Annotated in this window: 17 protein-coding genes; 4 read left to right on the plus strand and 13 right to left on the minus strand. The window is 62.2% G+C overall.

Annotated features, from left to right (window positions below; genetic code table 11):
• Positions 1–5: 5 nt before the first annotated feature.
• Both def and QLQ16_RS03350 read right to left on the minus strand, forming a co-directional pair.
• Entirely contained in the window at positions 6–512 is a 507-nt protein-coding gene (gene def / locus QLQ16_RS03345) for a peptide deformylase (protein ID WP_283223270.1), read from the minus strand.
• A gap of 65 nt (positions 513–577) precedes the next feature.
• Entirely contained in the window at positions 578–2,230 is a 1,653-nt protein-coding gene (locus QLQ16_RS03350; RefSeq protein ID WP_283223271.1) for a phosphoethanolamine transferase, read from the minus strand.
• A gap of 115 nt (positions 2,231–2,345) precedes the next feature.
• On the opposite strand from QLQ16_RS03350, the gene QLQ16_RS03355 reads away from it, so the two are divergent.
• Both QLQ16_RS03355 and dprA read left to right on the plus strand, forming a co-directional pair.
• Positions 2,346–3,059, plus strand: coding sequence for a phosphatase PAP2 family protein (locus tag QLQ16_RS03355; protein WP_283223272.1), 714 nt, complete (start codon positions 2,346–2,348; stop codon positions 3,057–3,059).
• A gap of 82 nt (positions 3,060–3,141) precedes the next feature.
• A complete protein-coding gene (gene dprA, locus QLQ16_RS03360) occupies positions 3,142–4,290 on the plus strand; it encodes a DNA-processing protein DprA (RefSeq protein ID WP_283223273.1) in 1,149 nt (382 codons plus the stop codon).
• 51 nt (positions 4,291–4,341) lie between these two features.
• Here dprA and secF read toward each other — a convergent pair whose 3' ends face one another.
• The 3 genes from secF to yajC all read right to left on the minus strand — a co-directional run bounded on the left by secF (position 4,342) and on the right by yajC (position 7,588).
• The gene (gene secF / locus QLQ16_RS03365; protein WP_283223274.1) at positions 4,342–5,292 is read right to left on the minus strand and encodes a protein translocase subunit SecF; all 951 of its coding nucleotides are present in this window, start codon (positions 5,290–5,292) and stop codon (positions 4,342–4,344) included.
• 12 nt (positions 5,293–5,304) lie between these two features.
• Entirely contained in the window at positions 5,305–7,185 is a 1,881-nt protein-coding gene (secD, locus tag QLQ16_RS03370) for a protein translocase subunit SecD (protein WP_283223275.1), read from the minus strand.
• A 70-nt stretch (positions 7,186–7,255) separates the two neighbouring features.
• A complete protein-coding gene (yajC, locus tag QLQ16_RS03375; RefSeq protein WP_283223276.1) occupies positions 7,256–7,588 on the minus strand; it encodes a preprotein translocase subunit YajC in 333 nt (110 codons plus the stop codon).
• Positions 7,589–7,752: 164 nt separating this feature from the next.
• Here yajC and QLQ16_RS03380 point away from each other — a divergent pair, with 164 nt between their 5' ends.
• The gene (locus tag QLQ16_RS03380) at positions 7,753–8,619 is read left to right on the plus strand and encodes an EamA family transporter (RefSeq protein WP_283223277.1); all 867 of its coding nucleotides are present in this window, start codon (positions 7,753–7,755) and stop codon (positions 8,617–8,619) included.
• A gap of 3 nt (positions 8,620–8,622) precedes the next feature.
• On the opposite strand, the gene QLQ16_RS03385 is transcribed toward QLQ16_RS03380, so the two are convergent.
• The 3 genes from QLQ16_RS03385 to phaP form a co-directional block, all read right to left on the minus strand.
• The gene (locus QLQ16_RS03385; protein WP_283223278.1) at positions 8,623–10,677 is read right to left on the minus strand and encodes a TonB-dependent receptor; all 2,055 of its coding nucleotides are present in this window, start codon (positions 10,675–10,677) and stop codon (positions 8,623–8,625) included.
• An 8-nt stretch (positions 10,678–10,685) separates the two neighbouring features.
• On the minus strand, positions 10,686–11,474 hold the full coding sequence (locus QLQ16_RS03390) for an enoyl-CoA hydratase/isomerase family protein (RefSeq protein WP_283223279.1): 789 nt from the start codon (positions 11,472–11,474) through the stop codon (positions 10,686–10,688).
• A gap of 64 nt (positions 11,475–11,538) precedes the next feature.
• Positions 11,539–12,093, minus strand: a complete 555-nt coding sequence (gene phaP, locus QLQ16_RS03395) for a TIGR01841 family phasin (protein ID WP_283223280.1) — start codon at positions 12,091–12,093, stop codon at positions 11,539–11,541.
• 165 nt (positions 12,094–12,258) lie between these two features.
• On the opposite strand from phaP, the gene QLQ16_RS03400 reads away from it, so the two are divergent.
• Positions 12,259–12,855, plus strand: a complete 597-nt coding sequence (locus QLQ16_RS03400; RefSeq protein ID WP_283223281.1) for a hypothetical protein — start codon at positions 12,259–12,261, stop codon at positions 12,853–12,855.
• 9 nt (positions 12,856–12,864) lie between these two features.
• On the opposite strand, the gene QLQ16_RS03405 is transcribed toward QLQ16_RS03400, so the two are convergent.
• From QLQ16_RS03405 to QLQ16_RS03425, 5 genes are all read right to left on the minus strand, one after another.
• The gene (locus QLQ16_RS03405; protein ID WP_283223282.1) at positions 12,865–13,827 is read right to left on the minus strand and encodes a type II secretion system F family protein; all 963 of its coding nucleotides are present in this window, start codon (positions 13,825–13,827) and stop codon (positions 12,865–12,867) included.
• Positions 13,828–13,836: 9 nt separating this feature from the next.
• Positions 13,837–14,814, minus strand: coding sequence for a type II secretion system F family protein (locus QLQ16_RS03410; RefSeq protein ID WP_283223283.1), 978 nt, complete (start codon positions 14,812–14,814; stop codon positions 13,837–13,839).
• Positions 14,811–16,130, minus strand: a complete 1,320-nt coding sequence (locus QLQ16_RS03415) for a TadA family conjugal transfer-associated ATPase (RefSeq protein ID WP_283223492.1) — start codon at positions 16,128–16,130, stop codon at positions 14,811–14,813. Before QLQ16_RS03415 ends, QLQ16_RS03410 begins: the two co-directional genes overlap by 4 nt.
• A gap of 70 nt (positions 16,131–16,200) precedes the next feature.
• Positions 16,201–17,382 carry a CpaE/TadZ family protein gene (locus tag QLQ16_RS03420; protein ID WP_283223284.1) on the minus strand — a complete coding sequence of 394 codons (1,182 nt, stop codon included), beginning with the start codon at positions 17,380–17,382 and terminating at the stop codon, positions 16,201–16,203.
• An 8-nt stretch (positions 17,383–17,390) separates the two neighbouring features.
• Positions 17,391–17,720, minus strand: a complete 330-nt coding sequence (locus QLQ16_RS03425) for a hypothetical protein (protein ID WP_283223285.1) — start codon at positions 17,718–17,720, stop codon at positions 17,391–17,393.
• Positions 17,721–17,723 lie beyond the last annotated feature (3 nt).

Genomic DNA, 17,723 nt, shown 5'->3' on the forward strand with positions numbered 1-17,723 from the left:
GCAGATCAGCGCTCGGCTTTCTGAGCCTTGATCATCTTGGTCTTGATACGGCCTTGCTTGAGGGGCGAGAGGTACTCCACAAACACCTTGCCCTTGAGGTGGTCCATCTCGTGTTGGATGCAAATGGCCAAAAGGCCATCGGCTTCGATGTTTTGCGTTTGACCTTGGCGGTCCAAGGCCGTGACCTTGACCGCAGTGGCGCGCTCCACGCCGTCGTAAATGCCAGGCACCGACAGGCAACCTTCATCGCCCTTGACACGCTCGTCGCTCATCCAGGTGATTTCGGGGTTGATCAAGACCAGCGGCTTGTTGCGCTCTTCCGAGGCGTCGATCACCACCAAGCGTTGGTGCACATCGATTTGCGTGGCGGCCAGACCGATGCCATTGGCGTCGTACATGGTCTCCAGCATGTCGTCGATCAAGGCACTCAAGCGCTCATCGAAGGCGGCGACGGGTTGGGCCACCTTGTGCAGGCGGGGGTCGGGATAGCAAAGAATAGGAAGCAGGGCCATGGGTCGTGTGGGGCAAAGGTCAAAACCGATGCCCTATTGTCCCTAATTTCGGATGGACTTGCCGCTCAACGGCCAGCCGCGCACGCTCCGAAGATGTTCAGCTCAGGCTTGGCCAAGGCCGTGCCCACCTGATTGAGGTCCAGCATGGAGTGAAACAGGTTGTCGTGCGACCACGATTTGCCCGCCTGGGCCTGCAGGCAGTCCATGCGCCAGCCGCGCTGCTGCTGCATGGGTTTGGACAGCCAGGCCAACATGGGCACATGCTTTTGCTCCACAGGCGCCATGCGGTAGGGCATGCCGTGCAGGTACAGGCCTTTTTCACCCAGCGATTCGCCGTGGTCCGACAGGTACATCAAGGCCGTGGGCCGCGACTGGGCCTGCAACCACTGGATGGTTTTGGAGATGAAATGGTCTGCGTACAGCACCGAGTTGTCGTAGCCATTGACGATTTGCTCTACCGGGCAGTTTTGCAAAGCACTGGTTTTGCATTCGGGCTTGAACTGTTTGATGGCCTCTGGCGAGCGCTTGTAATAGGCAGGGCCATGGCTGCCCATCTGGTGCAAGACCACCACCGTGCCCTTGGCACGTTTGGCCGGGTCCAGCAAGCTCAGCTGCTTGGGCAACTCTTGCAACATGATTTCGTCAAAGCACTCACCGTCTTGGCAATACGCGGGCACTTTCAGGGCCTGGGTTTCGTGTTGCGCCACCCGGTTGCACACGCCTTTGCAGCCCGATTGGTTGTCGATCCACAGCACCGCCAGGCCCGCGCGTTGCAGCACGTCGAGCAAGCCTTCGTAGGGCTGGTCACTGCTTTCATAGCCCGCCTTGCCCAGGTGCGAGAACATGCAGGGCAGCGAGGTCTGTGTGCTGGTGCCGCAAGAGCTGACGTCCGAGAAATACACCAGATCCCCCTGCGCCTTGAGCTTATTCAGCTCGGGGGTGGTCTGCCGCGCATAACCCGACAAACCAAAGTTGGCCGCTCGCACCGTCTCACCCACCACCAGCACCACCAGGGGGGCCTCTTTTTCAGAAGCGGGCACAGCCAGCAGTTTGGCGTCTTCGCCAATGGGCAACAAAGGCTTGGCCGCTTGCGAAGCCTGGCCCACCGACAAACGGACCACCGCGTACACGCTGTTGAAAGGGTTGGCCATGTAGCGCAAGGTGATGTGGTTGCGCATGAGCGAAGCCAAATCTTGGAAAGACGCCCAGACGAACATGAACATCAACGCCCAAGCCAGCACAAACAGGCCCAGCTGGCGCAGCAGCAAAGGCTTGAGCCTGACCGCCCGCACGGGCTGACGCCACCACCACAGACCCGGCAAGACCACGCCCAAAAGCAAAGCGCCCAACATGCGCCAAGACAGCAAGTCACGCACTTCGCGCGCATCGGTGTGCACGACGTTGGCGATCATGCTCGCGTCGATCACCACGTTGTAGGTCAGCATGAAATAACTGCTGGAGGTCACCACCGCCATGAACACGATGCCAGCCGGCTTGAGCCACTTGGGCCACACGAAAAACAGCAGCAGCCAGCTCACCATGCTCAGCAAGATCAGCATCAAGCTGCCCAGCGTGGTCAGCGCCTTGAAGCCTTGTGTTTCGGGCAGTTGCCAGACCGTGAGCCACAAAGGCAAATTGCCCGCCGTGGTCAGCCAGACGGCCAGGACCAACAACAAAGTGGTGGGATGCCAAGGCTGTTTGTAGATGAGGCTTTTCATGAGGCGCTTTGATGATGAAGGCGGGGCTGATTTTAGTCGGCCAAGGTGTCTGCGCCGTGAAGGCTCTGAGGGCATGACCGTGGTGTAATCCTGCCATTCTTTGGACCCAGCCCCCATGCAGATGCCCCTGACACGCGAACACAGCCCCCTGAGAGACCTGACGCTCTACAGCGTGGTGGCTTTGCTGTGCGTGCTGGCCTGGGACTACTCGGGGCTGGACTACCCCGTCATGCAAGCGCTGGGCAATGCGCAGGGCTTTGCGCTCAAAACCAACTGGTGGCTCGAAGAGATCTTGCACACCAAAGCCCGCCAGTTGTCGGGCGTGGTGCTGGCCGTGCTGGTGCTCATGGTCTGGTGGCCGCGTGGCTGGTTTCGCGCCCTCAGCCGCCTGCAGCGCATCGAGATCGTCATGGGCGTTTTCTGGGGGCTCTTGTGCATCAGCAGCCTCAAGCGCATCAGCCTGACCAGCTGCCCCTGGGACTTGCAAGACTTTGGCGGCGCGGCCGTCTATGTCTCCCACTGGCGTTGGGGTGTGGCCGATGGCGGCGGCGGCCACTGCTTTCCGGGTGGGCATGCCTCGTCGGCCCTGGCCTACTTGGCGCTGTGCCTGCCTTGGCTGAGCAACGCCACCACCGAGGCCCGCCGCCGTGGCCGACTGCTCTTGGCCTCGGTGCTGGTGCTGGGCTTCATACTGGGCATGACCCAGACAGTGCGCGGCGCGCACTACCCCAGCCACACCCTGTGGACAGGTCTGATTTGCTGGGTGGTGGCCTTGCTCAACCACTGGGCATTTGACGGGCTCGCGCACCGGATTCGAGCCCGCAGCTGAAGCGCCGGGCGCTTGACGCCCTCAGCTTGCGCCCACCACAATGCCCCACAGACAGCCTGCAAGGCTGCACAGGGAGACAAGCATGGTGGACACCCCCGAAGAACTCGGCGCGTGGTTGCGACTGTCGCTCACCAGCGGCATCGGCAACGAAGGCGCACGCAAACTGCTGGCCGCCTTTGGCCAACCCGAGCAGGTTTTTGCACAAAGCGAATCGACCTTGCGGCAAGTGGTCTCGGCCACGCAGGCCCGGCACCTGGCCAGCCTGCCAGACGGCTGGGCTGAACTCACCCAAGAGACCTGGGACTGGCTGCAAAACCCACCCTCTGCCGACACCGCTTGCGCGCTGGTCACGCTGGGCGATGGCGACTACCCGGCGCCCTTGCTGCTCATCCCCGACCCACCTTTGATGCTGTATGCGCTGGGGCAAACCGCAGCGCTGCAAAACCTGAAGGCCGAGCAATCGCTGGCCATGGTGGGCAGCCGCAACCCCACCCCCCAAGGCCAGGCCAATGCGCGTGAATTTGCCCGCGCCTTGGCCAGCAGCGGTTTGACCATCGTCTCAGGCATGGCGCTGGGCATCGACGGCGCAGCGCACGATGGCGCACTGCTGGGCGCTGGTGTCCAGGCTCTGGCCACCATCGCCGTGGTCGGCACGGGCCTGGACCGGGTCTACCCGCGCCAGCACCGCGAGCTGGCGCACCGCATCGCCCAGCGCGGCCTGATCCTGAGCGAATACCACCTGGGCACACCGCCGCTCAACGCCAACTTCCCCAAGCGCAACCGTTTGATTTCTGGCTTGTCGCAAGCCACCTTGGTGGTGGAAGCCGCGCTGCAATCGGGCTCATTGATCACCGCCAAACAGGCCCTTGAACAAGGGCGCGACGTACTGGCCATTCCCGGCTCCATCCACTCGGCACAAGCCAAAGGCTGCCACGCCCTGATCAAGCAAGGCGCCAAGCTGGTGGAGTCGGCGCAAGACGTACTCGAAGAGCTGCGCCTGCCCGACCCGTTTGCGCAAGTGCCGCTGGCGCTGGATGTCGCCAGCACCGGGGTGGACAGCGAGGATGAATTGCTGCCACTGATGGGCCACGACCCGGTCGGGCTCGACGCCCTGCAAGCGCGCTGCGGCTGGCCCACGGCCCGATTGCAAGCGCAGTTGTTGGAGCTGGAATTGATGGGCCAAGTGGGGCGCTTGCCCGGCGGGCTGTTTCAGCGCATCGGCTCGGCCTAGCACCGACCTGCAGGGGCACCCGAAGGTGCCCTTGCGGAGAGTGACGAAGTCTCAGACCACCGCGCCCGAATTCTCATCGCTGTTGTCGCGGTCTTTCTTGATCGGCTTGATCAGGTCTTCGCGCTGGATGCCCAGCCACATGGCAATGGCCGCAGCCACAAACACCGACGAGTAAATGCCAAAGCAAATGCCAATCGTCAACGCCATGGCGAAGTAATGCAGCGTCTCGCCGCCAAACAGCAGCATGGACAGCACCATGATCTGGGTCGAGCCGTGGGTGATGATGGTGCGGCTGATGGTCGAGGTGATCGCGTTGTCGATGATCTCCACCGTGTTCATCTTGCGGTAGCGGCGGAAGTTCTCGCGGATCCGGTCAAAAATCACGACCGATTCGTTCACCGAGTAACCCAAAACCGCCAGCACCGCGGCCAGCACCGCCAGAGAGAACTCCCACTGGAAGAAGGCGAAAAAGCCCAAGATGATGATCACGTCGTGCAAGTTGGCGATGATGGCCGAGACGGCGAACTTCCACTCGAAGCGGATCGCCAGGTAAATCACGATACCGATCACCACAAAGGCCAGCGCCTTCAGACCGTCTTCGGCCAGCTCGTCACCCACTTGTGGGCCGACAAACTCGGTGCGGCGCAGCGTCACCTCGGCGTTGTCGGCCTTGAGGGCCGTCAGCACTTTTTCGCTTTGCTGGGCCGAGCTCACGCCTTTTTGGGCAGGCAGGCGGATCATCACGTCGCGGGCGGTGCCAAAGTTTTGCACCTGCACCTCACTGAAACCCAAGGTGCCCACGGTGGCACGCACCTTGTTCAGGTCGGCAGGCTGGCTGTAGCTGACTTCCATCAGCGTGCCGCCCGTGAACTCCACCGACAGGTGCAGGCCACGGCTGAACAGGAAGAACACCGCCAGCGCAAAGGTCACGAAAGAAATCGCGTTGAACACCAACGCGTTCTTCATGAACGGGATGTCTTTTTTGATTTTGAAAAATTCCATGGTCTTTTCCCCTTAATCGGCTTTCACCGCAGAGCCGCCTTCAGGCCGCCAGACCGTGCCAATCGACACCGACTTGAGTTTCTTTTTGCCGCCGTACCAGAGGTTGACCAAGCCGCGCGAGAAGAACACGGCCGAGAACATGCTGGTCAAAATGCCGATGCAGTGCACCACAGCGAAGCCACGCACCGGGCCGGAGCCAAAAGCCAGCAAGGCCACACCCGCGATCAGCGTGGTGATGTTGGAGTCAAAAATCGTGGCCCAGGCGCGGTCGTAACCCGCGTGGATGGCCGCTTGCGGGCTGACACCGTTGCGCAGCTCTTCACGCACGCGCTCGTTGATCAGCACGTTCGAGTCGATCGCCATGCCCAGCGCCAGCGCCATCGCGGCCATGCCGGGCAGGGTCAAGGTCGCTTGCAGCATCGACAAAATGGCCACCAAAAACAGCAAGTTCACCCCCAGCGCGATGCCAGAGAACAAGCCGAACATGGCGTAGTAAATGCACATGAAGGCCACGATCACCAGGAAACCCCAGGTCACGCTGTTGAAGCCCTTGGCGATGTTTTCAGCGCCCAAGCTCGGGCCGATGGTGCGCTCTTCGATGATCTCCATCGGTGCGGCCAGCGAGCCAGCACGCAGCAGCAGCGCGGTGTCGTTGGCTTCGGCCGTGGTCATGCGGCCCGAAATCTGCACGCGACCGCCACCGATCTCAGAGCGGATCACGGGCGCCGTCACCACTTCGCCCTTGCCTTTTTCAAACAAGAGGATGGCCATGCGCTTGCCGACGTTCTCGCGGGTCACATCCTTGAAGATGCGAGCGCCCTTGGCGTCCAGCGTCAGGTTGACCACAGGCTCTTGGGTCTGGTTGTCAAAGCCAGGCTGGGCATCGGTCAGGTTGTCGCCGGTCAGCACCACTTGCTTTTTCACGATCAGCGGACGGCCTTCGCGCTCCAGATAGCGCTCGGTGCCAAAGGGCACGATGCCGCCAGGCTGCTCGGCGGCACGCGCTTCGGTGCTCTCGTCCACCATGCGCACTTCCAGCGTCGCGGTGCGGCCCAAAATGTCTTTGGCCTTGGCGGTGTCTTGCACGCCGGGCAGTTGCACCACGATGCGGTCCAGACCTTGCTGCTGGATCACCGGCTCGGCCACGCCCAGTTCGTTGATCCGGTTGTGCAAGGTGGTGATGTTTTGCTTCAAGGCCTGCTCTTGCACCCTGCGGGCGGCTTCGGGCTTGACGCTGACCACCATGCGGAACTCGGCACCTTCGGCCACGTCCTGGGTTTGCAAGTCGGCCAACTGGGCCGAAATCAAACGCTTGGCGGCTTCGAGCTGCTGCGCATCGCGCAGGCGGATCTCCACCGTCTGGCCATTGCGGCTGATGCCACCGTGGCGGATGTCTTTTTCGCGCAGCAAGCTGCGCAGGTCACCGGTGATGGACTCCACGCGTTGCGTCAGCGCCGCTTGCATGTCCACCTGCAGCATGAAGTGCACGCCACCACGCAAGTCCAGGCCCAAATACATGGGAGAGGCATGCAAGGCGGTCAGCCAATCGGGCGAGCGCGACACCAGGTTCAGCGCCACCACAAACTGCGGGTCGGCGGCATCGGGAATCAGGGCTTTTTGAACCGCGTCTTTGGCCTTGAGCTGGTTGTCGGTGCTGTCAAAGCGGGCCCGGATGGAGCCGCCTTCGAGGGCCACGCTTTGGGCATTCACGCCCGCAGCCTTGAGCGCGTCTTCGACTTTTTGCAGCGTGCCGGTGTCCACCTTGATGGTGGCCTTGCCCGAAGACACCTGAACGGCAGGCGCCTCACCAAAGAAGTTGGGCAGGGTGTAGACCACCCCCAGCAACAATGCGATCACGATGATCGCGTATTTCCAGACCGGGTAACGGTTCATAAGGACTCGCGTACAGGATGAAAAACCGGGGCGACAAGCGCCCCGCTGAAAAAGCCGAAACCGGAGGGAATTACTTCAAAGTGCCTTTGGGCAAAACCTGCACCACAGCGCTGCGCTGCATTTGCACTTCCACGCCGGCGGCAACTTCCACGCCGATGTTGCTGTCACCGATTTTGCTGACCTTGCCCAGCAAACCGCCAGCGGTCACGACTTCGTCGCCCTTGGCCAGTGCGTCGATCATGGCGCGGTGCTCTTTTTGCTTTTTCATCTGGGGGCGGATCATGACGAAATACAGCACCGCGAACATCAGCAGCAAAGGCAGCATGCTCATCAGGGTGGACTGCATGTCGCCACCAGCAGCGGCAGCAGGAGCGGTTTGGGCAAAAGCGGAAGAAATGAACATGGGGAAACTCCACAAAAACGGGACATCTGTCTTCTGCCCCGCGCCAAAGCGCCACCGGGCAGACCAACGAAGGATTGTATGCGGGGCTATGATGCCCCCGAATGCACCCGCCGTCGTCGGGTTTTAGGCCTTGAGAAGGCCAATTTCACCTCGAAAGTCCACATTTGACCTTCCCTGTTTGGCCTGTGGCCGCCCTGCTGGGCTCGCTGGTTTCACTGTCGATCGGCACCTCGTTTGCCAAAAGCCTGTTCCCGGCCGTGGGGGCCGAGGGCACCACGCTTTACCGCCTGGTGTTTGCCACGCTGATGCTGATGGCGTTTTGGCGGCCCTGGCGCCGCAGTTGGGTGTGGGCCGATGCCTGGCCGCTGGGGCTGTATGGCGTGACGCTGGGCGTGATGAACCTGCTGTTTTACAACGCCATCAAGACCATTCCTTTTGGCCTGGCCATCGCGATCGAGTTCACCGGCCCGCTGGCCGTGGCCCTGTGGACCTCGCGCCGGGCCAGCGACTTGGTCTGGGTGGCGCTGGCCGTGGTGGGCCTGGGCCTGATCTTGCCCTTGCCGGGCGCCAGCGACGCACTGGACCCTGCTGGCATGGCCTTTGCGCTGGCGGCTGGGGGCTGCTGGGCGCTGTACATCGTGTTTGGCCAACGCGTGGCCAAGCGCTACGGCGGCATGGCCACGCCCATGGGCATGCTGGCCGCTGCCCTGGTGGTCACGCCCTTTGGTCTGTACGAAGCGGGCAGCGCCTTGCTCAACACCCAATGGCTGGCCGCAGGCCTGGCCGTGGCCTTGCTGTCGAGCGCCATCCCCTACACGCTGGAGATGTACGCCCTGAACCACCTGCCCAAAAACACCTTCAGCGTCTTACTCAGTTTAGAGCCCGCCGTGGGTGCGTTGGCCGGCTGGGTGGTGCTGTCCGAGCGGCTGAGCACCAGCCAATGGGCCGCCATGGCCTTCATCATCGGCGCCTGCATGGGCAGCGCTGGGTCGGCCGGCAGGCGCAGCGCCAACAGCCCCAGCAGCCCTTGACGTTCAGTCGAAGCGGTGGCGCCAGCTCAGGCGCAGCTGGCGCGGCTCGGCCGGGTGCACATGGCGGTCCCAGACGGGCACGGCCTCGCCCTTCAAACGGGATTCGTAAAAGTATTCGATGTCCTGGCTGCGGGTGTTGAACAGGTTGAACACATCCAGGCTCAGCCGGTTGCGTGCATCCCAACGGTAGCCCACGCGCAGGTTGCCGATCAGTGACGAGGCCGACCGGACCGAGGCGTCTTCGATCAAAGGGCGTGGCCCAAAGTAGCGCACGCGAAACGACCCCGACCAAGGGCCCCACGCGTCCAGCGTGATGCCCAAATTGGCCGTGGTGGTGACCGCGCCCGGAATGAAGGGGCCGGCCGCATCGGCGTCGGTGAAGCGCGCACGCGACCAAGACAGGTCCGCGTCCAGCGCCACATGCTGGCCCACCCGCACAAAGTGCCCCCACTCCAGCCCGGTGCGGCGCGAAGGGCGCGAGGGCTCGGTGGTGCCCGCATCGCCCACAAACAGCAACTCCGAGTCGGACTTCAATTGCCACAGTGACACCGTGGACGTCCAGCCCGGCTGCACGGTCCAGCGCACACCGATTTCCGACGCACGCGTGCGCACCAGCGGGCTGACGGGGTCCACCGGCTGGATGGTGCCCCGCGCATCGTTGGAATGGAAACCCTGGCCGTGGTTGAGGTAGACCTCGGCCTTGTGCCACGGCCCCAAGACCAGCCCCAACTTGGGCGAGCTCATGTGCGCATTGGATCGGCCTGAATGCTGAGGCAAGGTCGACGCCACATCGAACTGGTAGGCATCGGCACGCAGGCCCGCGATGGAGCGCAACCAAGGCCACCAGCGCACATCGTTTTGGAACCAAATGGCCGCGCTGCGCTGCACCACTTGGTCTTGTCGCACAGTGCGCAGCAGCTCGCGCTCACGCGTGGCGTACAGGCCGATGGGCGCGATGTTGTCTTGGCGCAGCTGCAAGCCATAGCTGTTGTCCACCGCTTTGTCGCCCCATTGCGCCGGCACCGATTGCGAGAGCGCCAAGCCCATCGCCTGGCGCTGCTCGCGCTGCATGAACTGGTCGCCGGTGGGGCAGTGGGTGCTGGGGTCACTCAGGCAATACTGAAAGTTGGACCACAGATCGAGCGATGACTTCAGCCACCACGCGTTGGCGCGGGTGCGCGTGTCGCCTTGCAGCCAAGACCATTCGCCCGACAGGCTGTAGCGCTGCGTTTGCCCGCCGGTGGTGCTGTCCAAGCTGCCATAGCGGCCGATCACGCCTTGGTCGATGGCGCGCTGGGGCACCTGGTCGGTCGAAGTCCATTGGCCTTTGTAGGCCATGGCCGTCAGCGAAAACCCATTGAGCGCACTGCCATCGCTGTAACGCAGCACCCCATTGAGCTTGCGCAAGTCCTCGGGCGTTTGCCAAGGGCCGTCGTTGCGAAAGGCCTCCAGGCCATAAAGCAGCTGGCCCTGCCCGGGTGCCGCCGTGGGCGAGCCCGCCAACAACATGCGCCGAAAGCCGCCTTGCCCCAGTGTGACTTGCGCCAAAGGGCTGTCCATCTGCCGCAGGTAGTCGATGTGGGCCGTGCCCGCCGAAGCGAAGTCGCCCACCTGCGCGTCGTAAGGGCCTTTTTGGTAGCGCACCTTTTGGATCAGCTCAGGGATCAAAAAGTTCAGATCGGTGTAGCCCTGCCCATGCGCGTGGCTGGGCATGTTGACCGGCATGCCCGCCACAAAGGTCGCAAAGTCTGTGCCGTGGTCGAGGTTGAAGCCGCGCAAGAAGTATTGGTTGGCCTTGCCGTCGCCCGCATGCTGCGTGACCATCAGGCCGGGCACCATCTCGAGGACCTCGCCGGGGCGCAGCAATGGCATGGTGCGCAAACGCTCGCCCGAGACAATGCCTTCGCTGGCCGAACGCGCCAGGCCCGCCATGTTTTCCAGCTCGGCACGCACCTGCACCGTGTCAGCGCCTTGCGCCTGCACGCTGGCGCACAGGCCCACGCTGGCTGCTGCCCACAGCAGGGGCAGCGATGGGCGCCAATGAAGCGGCACGGCCATCGGCGCGCTCAGCGCCCCACGAACACGGGTTTTCTGCGCTCGGCAAAGGCGGCGCGGCCTTCGGCAAAGTCCACGCTGTCGCTGGTCATGTGTTCGCGTGCGCGAAGGCGTTCGGTGTCCATCTGGCCTGCGGCGATTTCATTGATGGACTTCTTGGTTTCTTGCACCGCCAAAGGGGCGAGGGCCAGGATGTCGCTGACCAGCATTTGCAGGGTCGCAGCCCAATCCGCGTCCGCGACCAAGGCCTCGAACAAGCCCATGGCGTTCAGTTGCTCGGCCGAGAAAGGCCTGGCCGTCAAGAATGCACGCTTGGCCCCCGCCACGCCAAAGCGGCTGACGTAGCGCTGCAAGCCGCTGGGGTAGTAATGCAAGCCCAGCGCGGTGGCGGGCATGCGCCACTCGATGCCCTGCAAGCCGATGCGCAGGTCGCAGGCCAGCACCACATCGGTGGCGCCGCCATACACACTGCCATTCAAGGCGCAAATCGTCACCGGCCGCAGCTTGGCCAGCGCGTCGGGGATTTCTTCAAAGAAAGTCGAGCCGTGGCCAGGTTCGTTGAAACCGCTGATGTCGTAGCCTGCGCAAAAGACCGGCTTGGGCTGGCCTTCGGTGTTGGCGGTGAGCACCAGCACGCGCACATCGGGGTTCTGGTTCACCGCCTCGAAATGCGCCAGCAAGGTCTTGAGGTCGCCGTTTTCCAGTCGGTTGCGCTGGGCCGGGCGGTTCAAGGTGAGGGTGGCCACGCCGCCTTCGATGTGCAGGGCTGGGGCAGAGGGCTGGGCGGGCAAGAGGGGCATGGGGCGATCCAGAAACAAAAAAGGCGTCCGAAGACGCCTTGATTGTAGAAAGCAGCGGGGCAGCTTATTTGGCTTTGGCCTTGCTCATGGCGGCTTTGACCGAAGCTTCAGCTTGGGCAGTGGCGGCCTTGATGTTGGACTCGGCGGTGTCAGCGGCTTGCTTGGCCACTTTTTTCAGGGTTTCAGCAGCGCTTTGGCTGGCTTCGAAAGCGGTCTTGATGGCGGCCACAGCGGCGTCAGAGCCAGCAGGAGCGTTCTTCAGGCTGTTTTCAACCAGGCTTTTGACCGCTTGCTCGGTCTCGGCGAACTTGCCTTCGACGGCTTTGGTGAATTCAGCGCCGGTGGTGTTGGCGATGTCGGTCAGGTGACGGCCATAAGACACGGCTTTTTCGAAAGCGGGTTGCACCAAGGCAGCTTGAGCGGCCAACAGGTCTTGGGGGTTCTTGGCAGCGAACATGGCTTGCGCGTTGGCGAAAGACTCACCCACAGCGGCTTTGCCAGCGGCCATGTTCAGCTCAACCAGGCGCTCGAAACCAGCGAAAGCCGATTGCGACAGGCCAGCAGCGGCCTTCAGGTTGGCTTGTTGGGAAGCGACGAGTTGTTCGGCATTGAAGGTCATGTGGGACTCCTTGAAAAGGTTTGTTGCAGTGCAGCAATTTGAACACCAGCCATGGCCCAAAGCAAGGGATTACCCGAACTTTAGAGGCGGCACTCCAATTTAAGGGAAAGGCGTGGCTCTTTACACTTGGGGCATCGGGCCCTGTGGCCCCAAAACCGGGCAGGTATGGAACTTCTGAGTTTTTTGTTTTTATGCGGCGTGGCCATGCAATGGCTGAACAAGCAAGGGCAGCGCAAACGCACGGCTTTGCTGGCGGAGCACCTGCGTCCCTACCAAATTGAAAAACACATGGAACAGTTGACCAGCGCCTACATGCGGGCGCTGGGCGAGGCCGAGCCCGAGCGGCAGCAGCAGATCTTGCAATTGCAAGAGATGGCCGAGCAGCAACTGGCCGAGGAGTTCAAGGCTTTGGCCAAGGATTTCGGGCGGCTGGCAGCCCCCGAAACCCGGGGCTTCAAGATCGCGTTGCCCTACATCGACCAGCTCTCGCCCAAAGCCACCTTCGACATGCGCCGTTTGCTCGAAGTGCACGCCCAGGGCATCGACCGGGCCATCGCGCAAACGGCGCAGGGCGCCAAAGAGCGGTCCTTTCGCATCATGGCCGAGATGTTCTTGATGCAGCACAGCTGCCACTGGTTTTGCAAATCCAAAACCATCGCCTCGGCCCGCATGCTGACCCAGCACCAAACCCGTTACGAGCAAGCACTGGACGGCGTCAGCCCCGCAACGCGCGAGGCTTACCTGGCCGTGGTGCTGGCCTGAGGCCCTGCCTCAATTGGCCTGCGCCGTGGGCGCCAAGATCTCGTGGATGCTGATCATCGCGGGGCCCAAAAGCACCGTCAGCAGCGCCGGGAACACACAAAACACCAAGGGGATCAGCAGCTTCACGGGCAGCTTGGCCGCGGTTTCTTCGGCCTGCAGGCGGCGCTTGGTGCGCAGGGCTTGCGAATGCACCTGCAGTGACTCGTTGACACTGGTGCCCAGCAGATCGGCTTGGATCAGCATCACCACCAGCGCGTCCAGGTCTTCCAGCCCGATGCGCGAAGACAAATGCCGCAAGGCATCGGCCCGGCTCGCACCGGCGCGCAATTCCAGACCGGTCAACTCAAACTCAAAAGACAACTCCGGGCTGCTCAGTTTCATTTCGCGCCCCACCCGGTCGATGGCGGCGTCCAGCCCCAAACCAGCCTGCACGCACACGCGCATCAAATCGAGGGCATCTGGAAATGAATTGAACAAGGCCTGCTGGTATTTCTGCACCCAGTGGGCCAGCACGGCATTGGGCAGGTAGTAACCGAGCACGGCGCACGACAGCAAGATGGCCATGTCCACCGACTGCGCGAAATTGACCTTGATCTGCCACAGCACCAACATGGCCACCCCGGGCAGGGCGAACGTCAGGGCCGTCTTGCTGGCCAGATAGACCATGGGGGCCAAACGCGAATGCAGGCCTGCGTTGTAAAACCGCAGCCGCAAGCGAAAGGTCTGCGCCGGATCTTCCGGTTCGCTGCTCGAGGACAAAGGGCTGAGCCACTCGAGCATCTGCTGGGTTTGCTGCCACCACTTGCCCCACCAGGCCGAAGACGCTGGTGCCGACTTGCCGGCAACATCTGCTTTCATGCTGTCCATGCGCTGGGTCATGGCGTTGGGCATCAGGACCGCCATGGCCCCATAACTGAGCCCGCACACCAAAGCGAAGACCAGCGCGTAAATCGAGAAGAGCATCCAGGACATGTTGTGCTTTCAAATGCGGACACTGACCAGGCGCTGCATCCAGACGATGCCCACCAAGGCCAAGACCAAGGAGCCGATCAAGAGTTTCAGGCCCAAGGGATCGGTCCAGAGTTTGGAGATGAATTCGGGGTTGACCCAGCTGAGCAAGGCCGCGATCGCAAAGGGCAAGGCCGACAAGATCCAAGCCGACAGCCGCCCTTCGGCCGACAAGACCTTCACCGTCGCGGTCAGCTTGTGCCGCTCGCGGATCAAAAAGGCCGTGCTGCGCAAGATGTCGGCCAAGTTGCCGCCCGTCTCGCTTTGCACCAGCGCCGCCACCACAAAGTAGCGCACGTTGTCGCTGGCGATCCGTTCGGCCAAATGCGGCAGCGCCACTTGCAGGGAGATGCCAAAGTTCACTTCGTCGAACACGGTTTGCAACTCACTGGCGATCGGCTGGCGCGACTCCTTGGCCGCGATCAGCAAGGCCCCGCTCAAGGCGTGACCCACCTGCAAGGCCCGGGCCATCATGTCCAGCGCATCGGGCAGTTGCCGGTCAATCTGCAGCAAGCGCCGCCGCTTGCGGTACAGCACATACCAACCCGCCACACCCCAAAGCAAGGGCATGGCGAACACCGCCAACGCCATCGGCGCACCGGCAAAAAAGACCACCGCAGTGCCCGCCAAAGTCAAGAACACCCCCATGCCAAAGGCCTGGGCCAAGCTGATGGGCAAGCCCGCCTGCACCAGCAAGCGGTCCAGTGATTTCATCACCGGCATCTTTTGCAGCCAGGCCTGCAGCGCAGCGTTCTCGCTCAGGTGGCGCTTTTGGGTCAGGCGCACCGCGTCTTCTGCCCCATCGTCTTGGGACACCACACGCCAACGCGCCAGCAAGCGTTTGCGCCCGGGGCCCATGGTGTGCTCCCAGGTCATCCACAAGCCCACCACCAGCAAAGCCGTGGCCAGACCGGCGATGCACAACGTCATCCAATACCAAACACCGCTCATGGCGGACCTCCTTCCAACATGAACATGGCCGGGTTCAAATCAATGCCCCGTGTGTGCAAGCGCTGCACAAAGCGCGGCCGGATGCCCGTGGCCAAAAACTTGCCCTGCACCTCGGAGGCCTCCGACAAACCGGTTTGCTCGAATTTGAAAATCTCCTGCATGGTGATGACGTCGCCCTCCATGCCGGTGATCTCTTGGATGCTGGTGATTTTTCGCTTGCCGTCCGACAGGCGCGAGACCTGGATCACCACCGTCAAGGCCGCTGCGATTTGCTGGCGCATGCTGCGCACATCGGACTGCATGCCGGCCATGCCCAGCATGTGCTCCAGTCGCGTCATGGCATGGCGCGGCGTGTTGGCGTGGATGGTGCTCATCGAGCCTTCGTGCCCGGTGTTCATGGCCTGCAGCATGTCCATCACCTCCACCCCGCGCACCTCGCCCAAAATGATGCGGTCCGGCCGCATGCGCAAGCTGTTGCGCAGCAAGGCGCGCTGCGACACTTCGCCCGTGCCCTCCATGTTCGGTGGCCGGGTTTCCATGCGCACCACATGGGGCTGCTGCAGTTGCAGTTCGGCGGCGTCCTCGATCGTCACGATCCGCTCGTTGGGCGGGATGCTGGCCGAAATCACATTCAGCAAGGTCGTCTTGCCGCTGCCCGTGCCGCCCGAAATCAAAACATTGAGCTTGGCTTTGATCACGCCATCGATCAGGCTGACCATGTCGGGCGTCAAGGAGTCAAAGGCCAGCAAATCCTTCATGGTGTAGGGCACCACCGCAAAACGTCGGATCGACAGCAGCGGCCCATCGATGGCCAAGGGCGGGATGACCGCATTGACCCGCGAGCCATCGGCCAGGCGCGCATCGACCATCGGGCTCATCTCGTCGATGCGCCGCCCGATGCGCGAGACGATGCGGTCGATCACGCGCAGCAAGTGGGCATCGTTTTCAAAACGGATGGCCGTCAACTCGATCTTGCCGTGACGCTCCACAAAGACCTTGTAGGGCCCGTTGACCAAAATGTCCGACACCGTCGTGTCGCTCAGCAAGGCCTCGATGGGCCCCAAGCCCAACATCTCGTCCTGTATGCCTTGGCCGATTTGCTTGCGCTCGGTTTCGTTCAAAGCAAAGTGGTTTTGAACGATGAGGTTTTCGGTCAGGCTTTGCAGTTCGATGCGCAAGCGCTCGGGCGAGAGCTTTTCCAGTCGGCGCAAATCCATCTCTTCGAGGATCTGCCGATGGATGTGCGACTTGATCTGGTCAAAGCGCAAATGGCTCAGCTTGCTGCTGCCCAAATGGGGCGAGCCCACATCGGCCATGCGCGTTTCAAAGTGGTGGCGAATGCCCGGCGATGGCTCAGGCGCCTCGGTGTGGTGGAGCGCAGACGCATCAAGCATGGGCACCCACCCAACGCGAGAGCCAAGTCTTGCTCTTGGGCGGTGCGGTTTCCAAGAAGTTGGCCCCCACCAAACGCAAAGCATCGACCACTGGATTTTTCGGATGGGTCTTGACCAAGGGTTGCCCCAGGCTGATCGACTCGGTCACCGCCTCGGCCTGCGGGGGCAAGGTTTGTGTCACCGGCAAACCGACCGCTTCTTCGATGCTCTTGAGGTCCACAAAGCCACGGCTGTCGTAGCGGTTGACCAGCAAGCGCAATTTGCCATCGGTGTAGGCCAGCGTGCGAAACAGCTTGACCAAGCGCTTGGCATCGCGCACCGAGGGCATGGTGTTGTCCATCACCAAATACACCACATCGGCCATGTCCAGCGACTGGATGGCCAGGCCATCCATGGCGCGGTGGACGTCCAGCAAGACCACCTCGTGCCGCTGACGCGCCAAGAGCAACACCTTTTCCAGCTGCTTGGCCGTGACCGACAAAGCGGTCTCGATGTCGTGGGGCGCGGCCAAGAGCACCAAGCCAGGCGCCACCTGATGCATGCAGCTGAGCAACAGCTGCCCATCGAGCCGATCGATTTGCTGCGTCAAATCGCTGATGTTGTTTTTGACAGCAGCGCCCCCTAAGTAAAAAGAGGCATCGCCGTATTGCAAATCCAAATCCAAAAAGGCACAGCTTTTGCCAAACTCCGTGGCCATCAAGTAGGCCAAATTGGTGGCCACAAAACTGGCGCCACTGCCGCCCTTGCACGACACAAAGGCCGCCACCTTGCCCTTGGGGCCTGCGCTCACGGCCTGCGCCTGGGTCTTGATCTGGTGCGATGCGCAGCGCTTGAAGGCTTCGTCCAGCGCACCCTCGGGCAGTGGCAGGTTCAGCACCTCGCGCACCCCAGCGCGCATGGCGTTGAAGAGCAAAGCCTTGTCGGTGTTGTCGGTCATCAAAATCACATACAGCTGCGGCTTGGCAAAGGTCAGCGCCTCGATCGCTTGCAGGTCCGCCGCCTCATGGAACTGCGAGCTCTCCACGATCAGCACATCGCCCGTCAATGCCGCCAAGTCCAGCGCATGCGCCGGTTGGCGCAGGCTCTGGGTCTGCACCGTGAGGCCAGCAGCCGACAAACTGCCCGCCACGGCCTTGGCCAGTGTGGCGTTGGACAAAATCAAATCGGCATTCATGACATTCCTCAACGCACACCCATGGCACCGGCGCCAGCCGCTGTGCCGGTGCCCACACCGATATTCAGCACGTTGACGGGCAGGGGCAAGACTTCAAACGATTTTTGGTAACGGTCCACCGCCGATTTGGCGATGACGCCGTCGGTGCCCACCTCGGCCACCGGTGGTTTGGGCGCTGCGGGGTCCAGCACCTGGATTTGTTGGGCCTGACGCACCGCCTCGCCAAACGAGGCCTGCGGCGTCCAGATCGATGAAGCGCAGGCGCTGAGCGCCAGCACAGCGCACAGCGCAGCGCCTTTGCCAAGCAGGCCCATGAGGCGGGGTGTCCATGTGCGCATGGG

Source organism: Limnohabitans lacus (genome assembly GCF_030053395.1).
Classification (GTDB): Bacteria; Pseudomonadota; Gammaproteobacteria; order Burkholderiales; family Burkholderiaceae_C; genus Limnohabitans_A; species Limnohabitans_A lacus.

Excerpts from the sequence above, each read along its gene's own strand:
- def (WP_283223270.1), bottom strand. The coding sequence starts at position 512 with ATGGCCCTGCTTCCTATTCTTTGCTATCCCGACCCCCGCCTGCACAAG.
- QLQ16_RS03350 (WP_283223271.1), bottom strand. The coding sequence starts at position 2,230 with ATGAAAAGCCTCATCTACAAACAGCCTTGGCATCCCACCACTTTGTTG.
- QLQ16_RS03355 (WP_283223272.1), top strand. The coding sequence starts at position 2,346 with ATGCAGATGCCCCTGACACGCGAACACAGCCCCCTGAGAGACCTGACG.
- dprA (WP_283223273.1), top strand. The coding sequence starts at position 3,142 with ATGGTGGACACCCCCGAAGAACTCGGCGCGTGGTTGCGACTGTCGCTC.
- secF (WP_283223274.1), bottom strand. The coding sequence starts at position 5,292 with ATGGAATTTTTCAAAATCAAAAAAGACATCCCGTTCATGAAGAACGCG.
- secD (WP_283223275.1), bottom strand. The coding sequence starts at position 7,185 with ATGAACCGTTACCCGGTCTGGAAATACGCGATCATCGTGATCGCATTG.
- yajC (WP_283223276.1), bottom strand. The coding sequence starts at position 7,588 with ATGTTCATTTCTTCCGCTTTTGCCCAAACCGCTCCTGCTGCCGCTGCT.
- QLQ16_RS03385 (WP_283223278.1), bottom strand. The coding sequence starts at position 10,677 with ATGGCCGTGCCGCTTCATTGGCGCCCATCGCTGCCCCTGCTGTGGGCA.
- QLQ16_RS03390 (WP_283223279.1), bottom strand. The coding sequence starts at position 11,474 with ATGCCCCTCTTGCCCGCCCAGCCCTCTGCCCCAGCCCTGCACATCGAA.
- phaP (WP_283223280.1), bottom strand. The coding sequence starts at position 12,093 with ATGACCTTCAATGCCGAACAACTCGTCGCTTCCCAACAAGCCAACCTG.
- QLQ16_RS03400 (WP_283223281.1), top strand. The coding sequence starts at position 12,259 with ATGGAACTTCTGAGTTTTTTGTTTTTATGCGGCGTGGCCATGCAATGG.
- QLQ16_RS03405 (WP_283223282.1), bottom strand. The coding sequence starts at position 13,827 with ATGTCCTGGATGCTCTTCTCGATTTACGCGCTGGTCTTCGCTTTGGTG.
- QLQ16_RS03410 (WP_283223283.1), bottom strand. The coding sequence starts at position 14,814 with ATGAGCGGTGTTTGGTATTGGATGACGTTGTGCATCGCCGGTCTGGCC.
- QLQ16_RS03415 (WP_283223492.1), bottom strand. The coding sequence starts at position 16,130 with ATGGCCGATGTGGGCTCGCCCCATTTGGGCAGCAGCAAGCTGAGCCAT.
- QLQ16_RS03420 (WP_283223284.1), bottom strand. The coding sequence starts at position 17,382 with ATGAATGCCGATTTGATTTTGTCCAACGCCACACTGGCCAAGGCCGTG.
- QLQ16_RS03425 (WP_283223285.1), bottom strand. The coding sequence starts at position 17,720 with ATGCGCACATGGACACCCCGCCTCATGGGCCTGCTTGGCAAAGGCGCT.